This window comes from Paenibacillus lignilyticus, from assembly GCF_017942085.1.
In the GTDB taxonomy this organism is placed as follows: Bacteria; Bacillota; Bacilli; order Paenibacillales; family Paenibacillaceae; genus Paenibacillus_Z; species Paenibacillus_Z lignilyticus.
Genome location: NZ_JAGKSP010000004.1, coordinates 303,734 through 320,381 on the forward strand (window position 1 = coordinate 303,734; position 16,648 = coordinate 320,381).

Below are 16,648 nucleotides of genomic sequence, written 5' to 3' on the forward strand. Positions count from 1 at the left end.
TGAACTAAATTTCAGCGCATCATGCTCAACCCGGCAGCAAGCAGCTTTGAACTCACTATCAGCGCATCATGCTCAACCCGGCAGCAAGCAGCTTTGAACTCACTATCAGCTCATCATGCTCAACCCGGCAGCAAGCAGCTTTGAACTCACTTTCAGCTCATCATGCTCTGCCCGGCAAAAAGCTGCATCGAAACTCACATTCAGCACAGCAATCTCCGCCACGGCAGAAAGAAGCATCGAAACCCACATTCAGCGCAGCAATCTGCCTGGGAAAGTGTGTTCGCTTTATGCTATGATAAGCACTAGGAATAATAAGGTGAGGTGTGCTTGTCGGATGGATAAATGGGTATTGATTGATGGGAACAGTATCATTTATAGAGCATTCTTCGCGATGCCGCCGCTTACGAATTCGTCGGGGCTGCATACGAATGCGGTGTACGGTTTTACAACCATGCTGCTGAAGCTGCTGGAGGAAGAGAAGCCGACGCATATGCTTGTTGCTTTCGATGCGGGCAAGACCACGTTCCGTCATGAAGGATACGCGGAATACAAAGGCGGCCGGGAGAAAACGCCGTCCGAGCTGTCCGAGCAATTCCCCGTGCTCAAGGAACTGCTGCGCTCTTTCGGGATTGCGCAGTACGAGCTGCCGGGCTATGAGGCCGATGATATTATCGGGACGCTCAGCCGATTAGCGGATGAGGGCGGAGTAGAAACCGTCGTCGTATCCGGCGACAAGGATATGCTGCAGCTGGCTTCGGACCATGTCACCATTGCGCTCACGCGCAAAGGGGTCACGGACGTGGAACGCTACGATCCGGCCGGCATCCAAGAACGATACGGTTTAACGCCGCTGCAAATTATCGACCTTAAAGGTCTGATGGGCGATACATCCGATAACATCCCGGGCATTCCGGGCGTCGGGGAGAAAACCGCGCTGAAGCTGCTGCACGAATTCGGCAGCGTAGAAGGCGTGCTTGCCAATACGAGCGAAATCAAAGGCAAGATGAAGGAAAAGGTTGAAGAGCATCAGGAAAGTGCGATTATGAGCAAGAAGCTCGCTACGATCTACCGCGAGGTGCCGCTTGAGAACAAAGCGGATGAGCTCGTTTATAACGGCTATGATGAAGTAACTCTTGGCGACATGTTCCGCAAGCTGGAGTTCAAGTCGCTGATCGAGCGGCTGCAGCTTCCTGAAGCAGGCGGAGCCGACGCTAATGCGCTCGCAGTAGCAACCTATGAGGTTGTGACCGCGAGCGGGCTGACAGCAGATGCTCTCACGGAACTGCTTGCGACTTCCGAAAGCTTCTATATTGAAGCGATTGGCGACAATCCGCATCAGGCACGATTCATCGGACTAGCTGTGACTAGCGGCGAACGCGTCGTCGTCGTCACTTACGACGAACTGATGGATGCGAAAATATCGGCTCCCGTGCGTAAATGGCTCCAGGATGCGCAAGCACCGAAGAAGGGCTACGATCTGCATAAGGCAGAGCTTGTCCTTTCCTGGCTCGGCGTTGAGCTGCGCGGGACAACCTTCGATGCGCTGCTTGCCGCATATCTTCTGGATCCAACCGAATCGAGCCAAACGTTGGCTGCGCTCATTCAGCGTCACGGACTTGCAACCATTCAAACGGACGAATCCGTTTATGGCAAAGGCGCGAAGTTCCAAGTGCCGGCTTCGGAAGTGCTCGCCGGCCATCTGGCTGCTAAGGCAGATGCCGTCCGCAGACTCGTTCCGATGCTGACCGAAGAGCTGGAAACCGGCCACATGAGCAAGCTTTGCTATGAGCTGGAGCAGCCCTTGGCTGTGGTTCTCGCCGGTATGGAGAAGCAAGGCATTAAGGTGAATGCCTCGGTGCTTGAGGATCTCGGTGCTGAGCTGGAGAAGAACATCTCGCAATACATGAGCGACATCTACATGCATGCCGGAATGGAGTTCAACATTAACTCGCCGAAGCAGCTGGGAGAGGTGCTCTTCGAGAAGCTGGGCCTTCCCGCATGGAAGAAAACGAAAACAGGTTATTCGACCGATGCGGAAGTGCTGGAGAAGCTCGAACCTTACCATGAGATCGTGAAGCTCATTTTGCTGTACCGCCAGTTGGCCAAGCTGCAATCCACGTATGTGGAAGGTCTGCTGAAGGAGATTCGCCGCGATACGGGCAAGGTGCATACCTTCTACCGTCAGACGATTGCTGCCACGGGACGTCTATCGAGCCAATTCCCGAACCTGCAGAATATTCCGATTCGCTTGGAGGAAGGGCGTCGTATTCGCAAAGCTTTTGTACCTTCTGAGCCGGGATGGACGATTCTCGCAGCCGACTATTCGCAGATCGAGCTGCGCGTTCTGGCGCATATTTCCGGCGATGAGAAGATGAAGACTGCCTTTATCGAGGATACCGATATTCATACGAAAACAGCGATGGACGTCTTCGGCGTCACTGCGGACCAAGTCGATGCGAATATGCGTCGTCAAGCCAAAGCGGTTAACTTCGGAATCGTGTACGGCATCAGCGACTTCGGTCTGTCGAACAACCTTAACATTGCTCGCAAAGATGCAGCGAAGTTTATCGAGCAATATTTTGAAGTATTCCAAGGGGTTCGGGCTTACATGGACAATATCGTGGCCCAAGCCCGCGCTGATGGCTTTGTGACGACGCTGCTGGAGCGCCGCCGTTATTTGCCGGAAATTAAAGCGTCGAATTTCAACCTTCGTTCGTTCGCCGAACGGACAGCGATGAACACGCCGATTCAAGGTACTGCGGCGGATATCATCAAGCTTGCGATGGTGAACATGGACAAGGAGATTCGCGATCGCGGACTCCGCAGCCGCATGCTGCTGCAGGTGCACGATGAGCTCGTCTTCGAAGTGCCGGCCGAGGAGCTGGAGCTGATGAAGACACTCGTACCGGAGGTTATGGAAGGCGCGCTGAAGCTGGATGTACCGCTTAAAGCAGACGTGAGCTTCGGCGATAACTGGTATGAAGCGAAATAGAAATTCGCAGGAATAGAAAAAAATGATTAGGAAGCTTTGGTACGTTCTGCCGCATATAGCGGCTGGGACGTTCCGGAGCTTTTCTTTATTTGCTATCTTGTTTTCCAGAATGGAATCTGGTAAAATATTACTAGAACATATGTTCGCTAAATGGGTGGTTTTATTACGGATACCGGAGGGGAAAACGTGGCCGAAATCATGGAGAAACAATCATTTGCGGTAATTGGTAAAGTGGGACAGGGTCTTGCAAATGTGGGAACGGCATGGATCGCGCCTTTGTGGCAAGAAGCCGATCGTAATTTCCATGAAATAAGCAGCCTTGCGAAGGTAGATGACGAAGGAAATATCGTTGGAATTTGGGGAGCGATGAGTGATGTTGATGAACACTTTGAACGCTGGCAAGATGAGGGCAAGTATTTAGCGGGATGCGAAGTAGCAGATCATGCAATTGCACCAAGCGGATGGACCAAGTGGGTCATACCGGCTTTTAAATATGCTGTAGTTAACTGCACGCAAGATACTTATAACGAAACGTTCCATCGAATGCTTTCGGAGTATATGCCGGCTCATGCCTATAAACTCGCCGGAGCCGTGCAAGAATACTACAATCCTAAAGCTAATCACGGAGAACTGGCACTTTACTTCCCAATTGAAAGAATAGAGAGCGTTTAATACCGATTGGCTATTCTCGCCATTCCTTCCATAAGGTAAGCTAGGGAGGAAGGCAAGAGTAGACGAGGAGGCCAATATGACTAGTATTCCTAATGATTATGTGGAACGCGTTTACGCCGGCTGGCTCGGTAAAGTCATCGGTGTGCGGCATGGCGGTAATATCGAGCAGTGGACATATGATCGAATTGCCCGTACGTTCGGTGAAATAACCGGTTATTTGCATGCATTTCGAAACTTTGCCGCCGACGACGATACGAATGGGCCGATGTTTTTCCTTCGAGCCCTGGAGGATTATACGCACACCAGCGACATTACAGCGGAACAAATGGGGCTCACCTGGCTCAACTATGCGCCGGACGGTCATGGTTTCTATTGGTGGGGCGGCTACGGCAAATCGACGGAGCATACGGCGTACCAGAATTTGAAGAATGGGATTATGGCCCCTCGTTCCGGATCAATCGCTCAGAACGGTGCTGCGGTTGCGGAGCAAATTGGCGGACAGATTTTCATCGATACATGGGGATTGATCGCACCGGGCAATCCTGCGCTTGCAGCCGAATACGCGGAGAAAATTGCAAGCGTTTCCCATGATGGAAACGGCAAATACGGCGGCATGTTTATTGCAGCTTGTATTGCGGCGGCTTTCGTCCATAAGGATATTCACGAAATACTGGAAGCGGGGCTTTCTGTCATCCCTGCCGATTGCGCATATGCCCAAATGACAAGAGCGGTCATGGAATATCATGCAGGGCAGCCTGAACAATGGAGGGATGCGTTCCGCTTCGTGGAGTCGCGTTACGGCTACCACCTCTACCCGGGCGAGTGTCATATCATTCCGAATGCCTCTGTCATCATTCTCTCCTTACTTTACGGAGAAGGCGACTTCTCGCGTGCAATCAACATTTGTAATATGTGCGGCTGGGATACGGACTGTAACGTTGCTAATGTAGGTACCATAATGGGCGTAATGAACGGCCTTGATGGGATTGATGCATCGTGGCGTCAGCCGATCAATGATTTCCTGTGCTGCTCCAGTGTGATCGGCACATTGAATATGTTGAATATCCCGTGGTGCGCAACATATATTGCGAGCCTGGGTTACAAAATCGCAGGCAGTGAGGTGCCGGAGCGCTGGGCAGCGATTCTAAGCGGTGAAGCCGCTCAGTTTCATTTTGAGCTGCCGGGATCGACGCATGCATTCCGAACGGATTCGGATGACAACGGCGTGCATGTTACAAGCTTCGTCCAGAACTCGGACGAGCTGGCAGCAAGCGGTTTACGGTCGCTGAAAGTCGTATATGACAGAACGATGGGCGGCTATGGTTATCGAGTCTACCATAAGACCTACTATCGCCCGCATGATTTTAACGACAGTCGGTATGACCCCAGCTTCTCGCCGCTCATCTATCCTGGGCAATCGATCACAGCGAGTCTGATGGTGCCCGACTATATCGGAGCTCCAATCAAGGCTCGGCTTTATGTGAAAGACGGCCATGCCAACGTTCGCCACTATGGTGAGTCTGTCCTCCTGGCGAAAGGGGAATGGACGTCGCTTACGTACGAGCTGCCCTATATGGCGAATGTCTGCTTGGAGGAAGCGGGAATCGAGCTGGTACCGCTTGAAGGCTGGCATGACAATTTGATTGCTTACGTCGATCATATGCATTTCTCCGGTATTCCGAATTACTCGGTTGACTTCAAGCATGAACGGACGGAGCGCTGGCATGGCTTGCATCAGGAAGTTAGCCAATTCACCTATCTGCGCGGCTTGTGGGCGCTGGAGAACGGGGAACTGTCCGGCAGCTACAGCGGCGAACCGGCTGAATGTTATACGGGAGATTTGAAATGGCACAATTACGAATATGAAGCGGTTATTACGCCTCAAGCAGGTGGTCATCATAATATGCAGTTCCGCGTACAAGGCGGTATCCGTTCTTATGCCGTCGGGCTTGCACCGGGGAACCGGTTAAAGCTCTACAAGAATGCGAATGGATATAAGGAGCTCGCGGCTGCAGACTTCGAGTGGGCATATGGCCAAGATTATACGATCAAGGTCGCTGCGCAAGAGAACCGCTTCAGCATTTCCGTCGGCGGACAGCAATTGCTGCAAGTCGAGGATACGGATGGGCCGTATTTGACCGGTCAAGTCGGATTCTCAAATCTGCATGGCAGCCATACTCATTATAAGCAGTTTTCGGTGCGCGGTTTGTAGATTAGAAGATCGCGAATGATGCGATCGATTGAACTCGAAGAGGCCTTCAATTCGCTGTTGGTATCAGCGTGGAAGGCTTCTTTTTGTATGGAATTGCGGTTCCGTGAATAGATGGCTTTCAAGTAGGGAAGACGGCTAGGAGATTTGGCCTTGCTGAGGTATAATGAGGTCTGAACCATGGCTTGGGAGGGAATTTGCAATGCCGGAACTACCTGAGGTTGAAACCGTTCGGCGAACGCTGAACGAATTAATTAGGGGAAAACGGATCGAGCGGGTAACCGTGTCGCTTCCGCGTATTATACAACGACCACATGAGCCTGAGATATTTGCCGCTGCACTTGCGGGTCATACCATCGAATCCGTGGAACGCCGAGGTAAATTTCTGCGCATTCTGCTAGATGGCCTTGTACTGGTATCGCATCTTCGCATGGAAGGCCGTTATGGCGTCTACGAAGCAGATGAACCGGTGGAGCTCCACACCCATGTTCGTTTTCATTTCGAAGATGGTACGGAGCTGCGCTATAAAGATGTACGGCAATTCGGTACGATGCATTTGTTTGCACCGGGCGAGGACTTAGTCCTTCCCCCGCTTAACAAATTAGGCATTGAACCGTTAAACAAAGAATTCACATTGCAAGCCTTCAAAAAGGAAGTCGCTCATCGTTCGACGAAGATCAAGCCGCTTCTGCTGAACCAGGAATATATCGTCGGACTCGGCAATATTTATGTGGACGAGGCGCTCTTTACGGCTGGCATTCACCCCGAGCGGACAGCGGATTCCATTAAACCTGCAGAATGGACGAAGCTTCATGAAGCGATTCGAGCGACACTATCGCGAGCAGTCGATGCAGGCGGATCGTCGATTAAGTCCTATGTTAACGGCCAAGGCGAAATGGGGATGTTCCAGCACGAGCTGCTCATTTATGGCCGCAAGAACGAGCCTTGCCGCAAGTGCGGTGCAAGCATAGATAAGACCGTCGTTGGCGGCCGAGGCACACATATTTGTCTTAAATGCCAGCCATTTCCGAAGAAGCGTGGCAGTAACGCAGCCAAGCCAGCGTCTAAATAAGGAACGACTCTGGGCAGCGTGCATATGATGTACCATTCATGTTTTCTGGGCGAGTGCACAGAACCTGCGCTTTCGTCATCATGGGAGGGACATCAAGTTGCTCATTCATGCTGCATCATTGCTGCTGCTTGCTTTTGCCGTTAGCTTGGATGGATTCGGCGTAGGCGTTACGTACGGACTTCGGCGCATCCGAATTCCGGTGCCGTCGATTGTCATTATTGCCTTTTGCTCCGGGTTGGTCGTCTGGCTGTCCATGCAGATTGGCGCGCTGCTTACCGGTTACATGTCGCCGGATGTGGCCAAATGGATTGGTGCGATCCTGCTGATGCTGATCGGCGTTTGGGCGCTAATCCAGTATTGGAAGCGCAGAACGGAAGGGAACTCGGAGGATGCCGAGGACGCCTCTTCAACCGGTTCCGCCGACAATGGCGCGAATGATGGTACCGGCGCTGTAATGGCTGCAGGCAACATTCGGATGGCGGCATCCACGATCGTGATTCTCGAGTTGAAGCGATTAGGCATTGTCATTCAAATTTTACGGACGCCGCAAATGGCCGACGTCGACCGATCCGGAATTATTTCCGCATCCGAGGCCGTGCTTCTCGGTTTCGCATTATCACTTGACAGCTTCGGAGCGGGACTTGGCGCAGCGATGGTTGGCTTTAATCCACTGCTCACTGCGGTGGTCATTTCAGGCGCGAGCGGGATCTTTCTGCTAGCTGGTATGCGGCTTGGTTTCCGTTTCGCAGCCTGGCGCGGTATGCGTGCATTGTCGGTGCTGCCCGGTATTATGCTGATTGTAATGGGCGTTATGCGTTTAATGTAGGTGTAGGACAGAATTTGAGGTGAACGTAGTGATACTGGGATTAACCGGCGGCATCGCTTGTGGAAAAAGCACCGTCAGCGCCATGCTTGTGTCGCATGGCGCCAAGCTGATCGATGCCGACCAGGTCGCCCGGGAGGTCGTACTCCCCGGCGATCCGGCGCTGGCAGCGATCGTTGCTGAATTCGGACAAGCTGTCTTGAATGATGACGGCACGATGAATCGAGCTGAAGTGGGCAAGGTCGTATTCGGCAATCGCGAACGGTTGACGAAGCTCGAAGGCATTCTGCATCCTGCAATTCGCGAGCGAATGTGGGAGCGAATCAACGCCTATGCGGCGGAAGATCCGAATCAATTGATCGTAGCCGATATTCCTTTATTATATGAAACCGGACAAGCCTCGTTGTATGAGGCCGTGATGGTCGTATATGTACCAAGGGAGATTCAGATCGAGCGGCTGATGCAGCGTAATTCGCTAACCAGGGAACGGGCGGAGGAGCGCATTGCGCTGCAGATGGATATCGAAGAGAAACGGCGTCTCGCGGACATCGTCATTGACAACAGTGGAACGATTGCCGAAACGGCGCAGCAAGTGGAACAGTTTTGGCGTGGGCAGGGATTACAGCTATGACGATGAGAAAATTACGAAGAAGAGTTATTTTAATTATTACGTTAGCTTTTGTCGTACTGCTGTTTGTCCGATCGGAGTGGATGAGCCACTGGATGTATCCTGTCCACTTCCGAGAGGATATCGTCATCAGTGCGGATAATTATAAGCTTGAACCCCATTTGGTGGCCGCCATTATAAGAGTAGAAACCAATTATAAGACTGGGGTTGTATCGCGTAAAGGCGCTATTGGCGTTATGCAGCTGATGCCGGACACAGCAAACTGGATTATTCAGAAGGGCGGCTTTGGGAAAATATCGACCGAAGCGATCTCGAATCGGGCGGATGTGAGCATTGAAATCGGGGCTTGGTATTTGAATGCATTAAATCAGCAGTTCGATGGCAATATGTATACTGTGATCGCTGCATACAATGCGGGGCCAGGCAACGTGAGCCGATGGCTTGCTGACGGAACTTGGGATGGGAAGCTGGAAACCGTGGATCAGGTGCCTTTCGGGGAAACAAGACACTATATACAGCGGGTCATTTATTATTATAATAAGTACAAGACCCTTTATCCGAATTTATTAGTAGCTAAATAAATAACTTTGGCCGGCCGCCCACAGGCAGCCAGCCAAAGCTTGGAGATTACAATCTTCGATTATCGACCTGCAAGAGATTGTTCGGCGATTTGTACCAGTTTGCGGGTAATGCTACCCCCGATGGAACCGGCATCCTTCGTTGTGATGTTACCGTAGTATCCATCTTGTGGAAGGGAGATACCCAGCTCTTGTGCGACCTCGTATTTCATTTGGTCTAATGCAGCACTAGCTTGTGGTACAACCAGTTGATTGCTGCCGCTGTTGTTGGCCATTGTCGTTCACCTCCTTGCGGTTGGTAACTGTATTATGTGCGTTAGTTCATTTTTCATTACAGGTAACGATTGGGAAACGATAAATAGCGTGTTATTTCGTATTCACTATGGATCTAGACGGAGGAGCTTTAGACGATGAAATGTCCGTATTGCGATTATGCTGGGACGAAAGTGCTCGATTCCAGACCCGCTAACGAAAATAAATCGATACGCCGTCGCCGTGAATGTGAGAAATGCACGCGGCGGTTCACGACCTTTGAGATGGTGGAAGAAACGCCCTTGATCGTCATTAAGAAAGACGGCAGCCGGGAAGAGTTCAGCCGCGACAAAATTTTGCGCGGACTTATCCGTGCTTGCGAGAAACGTCCCGTATCCGTAGATCAGCTGGAAATTATCGTGTCCGAAGCCGAGAAGGAGCTTCGCACGACAGCTCAAGCCGAGGTGGAGAGCCGTGAAATCGGCGAGCTTGTCATGTCGCAGCTGTATCCGGTGGACGAAGTGGCTTATGTGCGATTCGCGTCGGTCTATCGCCAATTCAAGGATATCGACATGTTTATGAAGGAATTGAATAGCCTGCTGAACAAGCATCCTTTGAATTAAGGCAGCTTGGACGAGCATCAGAAACCTGCATCCGCGATCGTCGTGATTTGCAGGTTTTTTTATCCCAATTTCGTGGCGTGAATAGGATATGCTGTGAGCGGAGAATGTGTTATTTTCTAAGTAGGCAGGAAGAAGCATCCAGTGAGTACCGGAGGGAGGGGATTGCTTGAACCGTGAATATGGACTTGCAGAGCGGTTTGCTATCGCAGCCGCTGATGTCCCTGCGCGCGGCATGTATGGCTTAAGCCGAAGCTATCTGGAGATATACGTGGTAGGTGCTGCCATCATGGAGCTGATTATGAAGGATCGGCTTTCGGTGGATCCTAAAGGGTACCTGCACGTGATGGATAACGAATCAATTGGTCAGTCGGACAGCTGCTCCATCCGGTTGGAGGAACTGATCCGGAATGCGCGTAAACCTAAGAAATTAAAGGGCTGGATTATTTATTTCTACTCGTACGTCAAATCTCGTCGCGCGATGTTCGGACCGCTGACGGAAGCTTTGTTCGATGAAGAGGCACTCACGATAAAGAAGAAGAAATTCCTTTATATCTTTCCTTATCGGCGTTATTTCACCACCTCCGAGCACAAGGAACGCATCATCCGGCGCCTTCGGGCCGAGCTGCTGGACGATGGTCCGGTTTCCAAGGAAACGGCGGTGCTGGCCATGCTGCTCGAGACCTCGAAACAGCTTAAGCGTTATTTCTCCCGTTACGAACATTCGGAGTTGAAGAGAGCGATAGCGGAGCTGCATGAATCGCAAAGCGAGGAATGGAAGCACGTCCTGATGATGCGCAGAGCGATGGAAGAGATGGAATCTTCTTATGGTTAATTGGCTTCGATTGTGCACCCGCGAGGGTGCTTTTTTATTTGGTCCATAGGGTTAATAGGCAGAAGGAGCGGGGCTGATCGTTTGACAGAAAGGATGAATAAGGGTTACATCTATAATAAGGTGAACATCGAGGAAGGAGGCTGTCATGCGTGGATAAAACGAAAATTCTCATTATCGAAGACGAGACGGCGATTGCCGATCTGCTCGCATATGGATTAACGAGGGAAGGCTTCTTGACCAGAATCGCCCCAAACGGTGCGGAAGGCATTGAGGCGCTGGGTCAATTCAACCCCGACCTGCTTCTGCTGGATTGGATGCTTCCGGATCAGAGCGGCCTTGATATATGTAAACGCGTCACGGCAGAATCCAATATTCCGATCGTGATGATTACGGCAAAATCCGATATTACGGATAAAATTCTGGGCCTGGAATTCGGAGCCGACGATTATATTACGAAACCTTTTGATCTGCGAGAAGTCATCGCGCGCATCCGTACCATTCTTCGCCGCTTCGCGAATGCGAATCGAACGGAAGTCGCAGAGGAGCAGCCGCCGCTTCGGTTCCACGATGTCGTTATTGTAAAGAATGAACGAATCGTCCGAAAGGGTGAAGAGCTCATCGATCTAACGCCGAAGGAATTCGACTTGCTGATTAAGCTGTGCGGCAATCGAGGACGGATTTTCTCGCGCGAGGAGCTCCTGGAATTGGTTTGGGGTTATGAGTATGCGGGAGAAACGAGAACGGTCGACAACCATATTCAGCGGCTGCGGAAGAAGCTGGACGCGAATGAATACATTACGACTGTCTTCGGCATCGGCTATAAATTCGAGAAAGGGACGACGTAGATGTTCCGTTCTATCCGCGCTAAGTTCATTGTCGGTTTCTTTCTTATTTTCTGCATCGCGTTCGTGCTCATTAATCAGACCGTCTCCCAAATCATCCAGACCAGCAATCGCAATATTATTACCGAGGATCTGATTGGACTCAAGAAAAACAGTAACGGCTTTGTGCGTCAGGCTTTCTTAATTAATCATTTTTCGAACAATGATCTCTATTTCGGGCAAATTGCCGAGGAGATCGCTAGTGATTTGCACTACGCAACCTCAAGCGAAGTGAGCGCCTATACTGTTGACGGTGTATTGCTGCATTCGACCAACCCGGCCGCTTTTACAGGTGCAACGACGGATGATCTCAAACAAGCTTTGCGCGGCGCGACGGCCTATACGATTTCGTATGACAAGGGCACCGCATCCGTTGTTTATGCTTATCCCGTTATGATTGACGGCGTAAAGGTAGGCATTCTGCGATATGCCAAATCCTTCAACCTGCTATACGAGCAGAGCGGCCGCATATTGGATGCGATCTTCTACTTTGCGCTCGCCATCTTCGCCGCTGCGTTCTTATTCTCATACTTGCTGTCGAGGCATATCACGATCCCGTTGGTCAAGATGGCCAAAGCCTCTGAAGAAGTGAAAAACGGGAACTTGGCTATCCGGCTGGCGATCAAGCGCAGAGACGAAATCGGGTTGCTTGCCGGCAATTTCAATGCGATGATAGGACGAATCAGCAGCCAAATCGAGCGAATCGGACGAGACCGCGATCGACTTGAATCGCTTAATTCGGAGCGGAAGCAGTTCTTCGATAAGGTGACCCATGAGCTGAAAACGCCGCTTACTTCCATCTTGGGCTATGCGGAATTGATTCGGGAAAATGGTGAAAGCGATAAAGCTTTCTTTCACAAAGGGATGAATCACATTGTCGAGGAGAGTCAGCGGCTGCATAGTATGGTGCTTTCGCTGCTGGAGGCTTCGCAAGACAGAGAGGGCTGGCAGGATCGGGTACGCGTAGATTTCAGCTTAATACTGCGCGATGTCTGCGAAGCGATGGCCTTTAAGGCGCAGCGATACAAGAAAACGATTGCCTTAGAAGCCGGGGAAGGCCTTTATGTGCTGGCTCAGCCGGACAAGCTGCGCCGGTTGATCATTAACTTGCTCGACAATGCGATCAAATACAGCTTCGCGCATTCGGAGATTCGCATTAACGCCGTAATGGACGATACTGGGATCATACGTCTGGCTATCGTGAATCAAGGGGAGCCGATTGCCGCGGAACAACTGGCGCGCATCTTCGAGCCGTTCTTCCTTGCGGATGGGGACGGCAAACAGAAGGAAGCCGGCAGCGTTGGGCTAGGTCTCAGCATTGCTCAATCTATTGTCCACGAGATCGGCGGAAACATTGACATGATCAGCAAAAATGGAGAAACGGCCGTTTATGTAGCGTTACCGTATCTGAGAGAGGAGGGCGCACCGGAATGAACATACGGATGAATGCGATCTTCCTTGCGTTCTTCTTGCTGGCTGCGCTTCTGACAGGCTGCGTGGGCGGTCTCAAATCGGAAACGATTACGATTCCGGATTCGGCGGAAGAGGATGCCGGCTTACCTGAAAGCCAGCCGTTTGCGGTGAAGACGATCTACCGACTCCCGTTATCCGGAGAGAAAGGGATCTACGGATGGAGCGGTCCTCAAACCCTTGATCATGTCACCACAATTGGGCTGGCGCATGAACGTTTTGCCCCACCTTACTCCGAATCGAACAAGCTGCCCGTGCTTACGGACGCATCGATACAGGCTGATGAAATATCTCCTGATGGCGGCTATGTTTCCGGGTATTCATCGACGAGGGAGGGCTTGTCCCTATGGATCATCTCATTAGCTGATTATCGGAAGAAGCTGGTTCAGACCGTGCAGTTCTCACGGCTGGGCACAGGACGGCTGATGTGGTCGGGGACTGACAACTATGTCTCCTATGTTGGCACGGATGAAAGCGGCGATTATATCGGTGTCTATGATACGAAGCTTGGCACGCAGAAGCGTTATACGATTCCGGAGTGGAATCGTTCTTACAGCATCCAATCGGTCAAGATGTCTGACGACGGTCGGAACGTCTGCATCATGAAGGATGAAAACGGGTCTTCCGGGCTCTTAATCGGTTCTTGGCAAGGCGATCACTTTGAACGGAGCTATGAGCACAGGATCAGTCACGATACGCGGCCGGCTTGGCTGGGTAACAATCAAGTGGCATTCGTCGGAACGGACGATACGCTGTTTGTGTATGATTTGCGCAATGCTGAAATCAATGTGCTGCATGACCGTGTCGGGAGCTTCGCCCTGTCGAACGACCGCAAATGGATCGCATTCACGACAGATCAGGTCGCTATCAAAGCAGCGAAGCTGCAAGGCAATAACGTCCTGCAGGAACAGACGATCTATCGCGGTCTTGTGCCGACGGATATGGGGTGGAGTCCGGATGGCAGCCGACTGCTCGTAACGGGGCGCAAGCCGTATGAAACATCGTCTTCGCAAGCAGCGCCTGCAGTCGAACCGCAAGACAGCGGTCCTTTAATTATACAGTTCCAGTGAAGCGCGAAATAACGAAGCATCTTGTCGAAGGTACGCATCCGTGAGGGGTGTAGGTGCCTGAGACAAGATGCTTTTTGGCGTTGGACATCCATCCTCGTGACAACTTGTTTACAAGTTGAGGAAGTGTTGGTGACATCGATGGCTTAAAGTATAGAAGTCGTCGAACGAGCAGTTACATTGGTCTTGCTATACGAAAGGGGAACTTTGCAATGAAAAAAGGAATCCACGCGCTCACCGGTCTGCTGCTTCTCTTCAATTTGACTGCGTGCAGCGGCACGAACAATGGTTTGAAATCGGCTGGCACCGACGTAGGGAATGCTTCTGCATCGAATCAATCCCAGCCTCTCACTGACGATAAGCCTAGTGGCACCGTTCAAGATCCGGGGAACGCTGGTGACGGAGAACCGGAGAATGGCATTGGAGCCGATATCGGCAAGAAAACAATCGTATTCTCGACCTTCTTCCCTGACGAACGATTCAAGGCAGCCAAGAAGAAATACGAAGCCCTGCATCCGAATATCACGATTAAATTGCAGGACGTCGAAGTGGATGACTCTCATCTGGAGGCTGCAATGGAGAAATATGTGACCACGACGAATACGGAGCTGCTGGCGGGTAAAGGGGCCGATTTGATCCAAATGGATCTACTGCCCATCGATAATTATGCCAGCCACCATTTGCTCGCTGATCTAGTCCCGATCATGGAAGCGGATAAGTCGTTCAAGAAGACGGATTTCTTCAGCAACGTGTTCGATAATGTACGCATTGGCGAAGGTCTTTACAGCATGCCGCTAGCTTTCTTCCTCAAAGGTTTTGCCGGCGATGACAACGCGATCGCTCAAACAGGCGTTACGTTTGATGACAAATCGTGGTCTTGGAACGACTTTATTGGGACCGCGAAGCAAATGACCTCCAAGGGCGGCTATTCAACGGCATTGGTTTATGGAGGTCCGGAATATATGCTTGCCAATATGGTCAATGACAATTATTCCTTGTTTGTCGATACGGCTGATAAGAAGGCCTCGTTCGATTCCTCGACTTTCACGGGGCTGATGAAACAGGTCAAAGGTATGTTCGATGATGGATTAATCAATTCCGATGGCCGCGGTGCTTCCTACTTCCAGGACATCCAAATCAACTCGCCGTGGGATTATCTGGTTTCGCTGCGCGAGGTCGGGGAGAATTCGAGCTTGTATGCTAAACCGCACGCACAGGACGCGAAGGTCGGCGGCTATTTTCAAACCTATCGTAATGTTGCGATTAACGCCGGTTCAGCTGTAAAGAAGGAAACGTGGGATTTCATGAAATTTATGATGTCCGATGCGGTGCCAACGCCGCCTACATCAGCGGGATTCCCGATCAATAAGAAGATGTTTGCGAAGCAGATCGAGCAATTGAACAAGGAAGGCACCGTGCAGGCCTATAAGGAAGGCCCGCTACATGGATTAACCTTCAAGGTGGATCAAACGAAGCTGGCTAAGCTCGAGGCTTACGTGAACGGAGCTGTCCATCCGGTCGAACGCGACTCCGCCAAGGTGGGCGGCGAGGTAGGCAAGGTCATTATTGAATCCGCGACAGCGTATTTCAGCGGACAGAAATCCGCCGAGAATGTCGCCAAGCTCATTCAGAACAAAGTGACCACCTATTTGAATGAATAGGCAGCTAAGGAAGAGAATCCGATACGGAGACGGCTGGAGAGCGATGTTATTCTTGGCTCCGAGCCTGGCCGGCTTCGCGGTATTTTATGTCATTCCCTTCGTGATCGGGGTTTGCGAATCATTCATGGATCAAGCGCTTGGCGGCGATTTCGTTGGCTTGGCAAACTACAAGGAGCTGCTGGCCAGCGGCTCCTTCCGAAAGGCCGTGTCCAACACACTCCTCTTTACCGGAATCGGTGTCCCGCTCTTAATTGTGGTTTCTTTGGCGCTGGCACTGGTGCTGAACCGGCAGTTCCGGCTTCGCAGCTGGCTCCAGACCGCCTTTGTCCTGCCGCTGGTTGTTCCGGTTGCTTCGGTTGTGTTGGTCTGTCAAATTTTCTTGGATTGGAATGGAACGCTGAATGCTTGGCTGCATGCCCTCCACTACGAGCGGATCGATTGGATGCAGTCCAAATGGTCGATGAGTGTGCTTGTGATGATGTACATGTGGAAAAACATCGGCTACGATATGATTTTGTTTCTGGCGGGTCTTCAATCGATCCCCAAGGATTACTACGAGACGGCGCGGATCGAAGGTGCGGGGCGGCTCAGGCAGCTGTTCCATATTACGCTCGTTTACTTGACGCCGACTATGGTCTTCGTTGTGCTGATTTCGATTATTAATTCCTTCAAAATATTCCGCGAAACCTATTTGCTCGCAGGGAATTATCCGTTTGATCGCATCTACATGCTGCAGCACTATATGAATAACATGTTCTTCGAGCTGGATATCCAGAAGCTAACGGCTGCTGCGACGCTGATGGTAGGCTGTATTGTTGTGCTGGTCACGGGACTGCTGCAAGCAGAGCGTCGTTTCCGAACGTTTATGGAATGAAGCGGGAGGTAGGC

Annotated in this window: 15 protein-coding genes; 14 read left to right on the forward strand and 1 reads right to left on the reverse strand. The window is 51.3% G+C overall.

Annotation, left to right across the window (positions count from 1 at the left end; translation table 11 throughout):
• The first annotated feature begins 334 nt into the window (after window positions 1–334).
• The 7 genes from polA to I8J30_RS13425 all read left to right on the forward strand — a co-directional run bounded on the left by polA (window position 335) and on the right by I8J30_RS13425 (window position 8,977).
• On the forward strand, window positions 335–2,992 hold the full coding sequence (polA, locus tag I8J30_RS13395; RefSeq protein WP_210655187.1) for a DNA polymerase I: 2,658 nt from the start codon (window positions 335–337) through the stop codon (window positions 2,990–2,992).
• Window positions 2,993–3,178: 186 nt separating this feature from the next.
• Window positions 3,179–3,664, forward strand: a complete 486-nt coding sequence (locus I8J30_RS13400; protein ID WP_338044780.1) for a GyrI-like domain-containing protein — start codon at window positions 3,179–3,181, stop codon at window positions 3,662–3,664.
• Between the two features lie 76 nt (window positions 3,665–3,740).
• Window positions 3,741–5,876: an ADP-ribosylglycohydrolase family protein gene (locus tag I8J30_RS13405; RefSeq protein ID WP_210655185.1), complete on the forward strand. Its 2,136-nt coding sequence runs from the start codon at window positions 3,741–3,743 to the stop codon at window positions 5,874–5,876.
• Window positions 5,877–6,075: 199 nt separating this feature from the next.
• Window positions 6,076–6,945, forward strand: a complete 870-nt coding sequence (mutM, locus tag I8J30_RS13410) for a DNA-formamidopyrimidine glycosylase (protein WP_210655183.1) — start codon at window positions 6,076–6,078, stop codon at window positions 6,943–6,945.
• A gap of 97 nt (window positions 6,946–7,042) precedes the next feature.
• Window positions 7,043–7,771 (forward strand): MntP/YtaF family protein, encoded by a 729-nt coding sequence (locus I8J30_RS13415; protein WP_210655181.1) that lies wholly within the window; start codon window positions 7,043–7,045, stop codon window positions 7,769–7,771.
• A 28-nt stretch (window positions 7,772–7,799) separates the two neighbouring features.
• On the forward strand, window positions 7,800–8,399 hold the full coding sequence (gene coaE, locus I8J30_RS13420; protein WP_210656044.1) for a dephospho-CoA kinase: 600 nt from the start codon (window positions 7,800–7,802) through the stop codon (window positions 8,397–8,399).
• A complete protein-coding gene (locus I8J30_RS13425; protein WP_338044779.1) occupies window positions 8,396–8,977 on the forward strand; it encodes a lytic transglycosylase domain-containing protein in 582 nt (193 codons plus the stop codon). The genes coaE and I8J30_RS13425 overlap by 4 nt, the downstream gene beginning before the upstream one ends.
• Window positions 8,978–9,036: 59 nt before the next feature.
• Here I8J30_RS13425 and I8J30_RS13430 read toward each other — a convergent pair whose 3' ends face one another.
• Window positions 9,037–9,249 (reverse strand): alpha/beta-type small acid-soluble spore protein, encoded by a 213-nt coding sequence (locus I8J30_RS13430; protein ID WP_210655179.1) that lies wholly within the window; start codon window positions 9,247–9,249, stop codon window positions 9,037–9,039.
• Between the two features lie 135 nt (window positions 9,250–9,384).
• Here I8J30_RS13430 and nrdR point away from each other — a divergent pair, with 135 nt between their 5' ends.
• The 7 genes from nrdR (at window position 9,385) to I8J30_RS13465 (ending at window position 16,634) form a co-directional block, all read left to right on the forward strand.
• Window positions 9,385–9,849: a transcriptional regulator NrdR gene (gene nrdR / locus I8J30_RS13435; RefSeq protein ID WP_091214235.1), complete on the forward strand. Its 465-nt coding sequence runs from the start codon at window positions 9,385–9,387 to the stop codon at window positions 9,847–9,849.
• 166 nt (window positions 9,850–10,015) lie between these two features.
• Window positions 10,016–10,681 carry a GOLPH3/VPS74 family protein gene (locus I8J30_RS13440; protein ID WP_210655177.1) on the forward strand — a complete coding sequence of 222 codons (666 nt, stop codon included), beginning with the start codon at window positions 10,016–10,018 and terminating at the stop codon, window positions 10,679–10,681.
• 149 nt (window positions 10,682–10,830) lie between these two features.
• Window positions 10,831–11,526 (forward strand): winged helix-turn-helix domain-containing protein, encoded by a 696-nt coding sequence (locus tag I8J30_RS13445; protein WP_210655175.1) that lies wholly within the window; start codon window positions 10,831–10,833, stop codon window positions 11,524–11,526.
• A complete protein-coding gene (locus tag I8J30_RS13450; RefSeq protein ID WP_210655173.1) occupies window positions 11,527–12,996 on the forward strand; it encodes a sensor histidine kinase in 1,470 nt (489 codons plus the stop codon). It begins immediately after the preceding gene.
• Window positions 12,993–14,102 (forward strand): WD40 repeat domain-containing protein, encoded by a 1,110-nt coding sequence (locus tag I8J30_RS13455; protein ID WP_210655171.1) that lies wholly within the window; start codon window positions 12,993–12,995, stop codon window positions 14,100–14,102. Before I8J30_RS13450 ends, I8J30_RS13455 begins: the two co-directional genes overlap by 4 nt.
• Window positions 14,103–14,311: 209 nt before the next feature.
• Window positions 14,312–15,760 carry an ABC transporter substrate-binding protein gene (locus I8J30_RS13460; RefSeq protein ID WP_210655169.1) on the forward strand — a complete coding sequence of 483 codons (1,449 nt, stop codon included), beginning with the start codon at window positions 14,312–14,314 and terminating at the stop codon, window positions 15,758–15,760.
• Window positions 15,753–16,634 carry a carbohydrate ABC transporter permease gene (locus I8J30_RS13465; RefSeq protein ID WP_210655167.1) on the forward strand — a complete coding sequence of 294 codons (882 nt, stop codon included), beginning with the start codon at window positions 15,753–15,755 and terminating at the stop codon, window positions 16,632–16,634. The genes I8J30_RS13460 and I8J30_RS13465 overlap by 8 nt, the downstream gene beginning before the upstream one ends.
• The last annotated feature ends 14 nt before the right edge of the window (window positions 16,635–16,648 follow it).

Excerpts from the sequence above, each read along its gene's own strand:
- polA (WP_210655187.1), top strand. The coding sequence starts at position 335 with ATGGATAAATGGGTATTGATTGATGGGAACAGTATCATTTATAGAGCA.
- I8J30_RS13405 (WP_210655185.1), top strand. The coding sequence starts at position 3,741 with ATGACTAGTATTCCTAATGATTATGTGGAACGCGTTTACGCCGGCTGG.
- mutM (WP_210655183.1), top strand. The coding sequence starts at position 6,076 with ATGCCGGAACTACCTGAGGTTGAAACCGTTCGGCGAACGCTGAACGAA.
- I8J30_RS13425 (WP_338044779.1), top strand. The coding sequence starts at position 8,396 with ATGACGATGAGAAAATTACGAAGAAGAGTTATTTTAATTATTACGTTA.
- I8J30_RS13430 (WP_210655179.1), bottom strand. The coding sequence starts at position 9,249 with ATGGCCAACAACAGCGGCAGCAATCAACTGGTTGTACCACAAGCTAGT.
- nrdR (WP_091214235.1), top strand. The coding sequence starts at position 9,385 with ATGAAATGTCCGTATTGCGATTATGCTGGGACGAAAGTGCTCGATTCC.
- I8J30_RS13450 (WP_210655173.1), top strand. The coding sequence starts at position 11,527 with ATGTTCCGTTCTATCCGCGCTAAGTTCATTGTCGGTTTCTTTCTTATT.
- I8J30_RS13455 (WP_210655171.1), top strand. The coding sequence starts at position 12,993 with ATGAACATACGGATGAATGCGATCTTCCTTGCGTTCTTCTTGCTGGCT.
- I8J30_RS13460 (WP_210655169.1), top strand. The coding sequence starts at position 14,312 with ATGAAAAAAGGAATCCACGCGCTCACCGGTCTGCTGCTTCTCTTCAAT.
- I8J30_RS13465 (WP_210655167.1), top strand. The coding sequence starts at position 15,753 with ATGAATAGGCAGCTAAGGAAGAGAATCCGATACGGAGACGGCTGGAGA.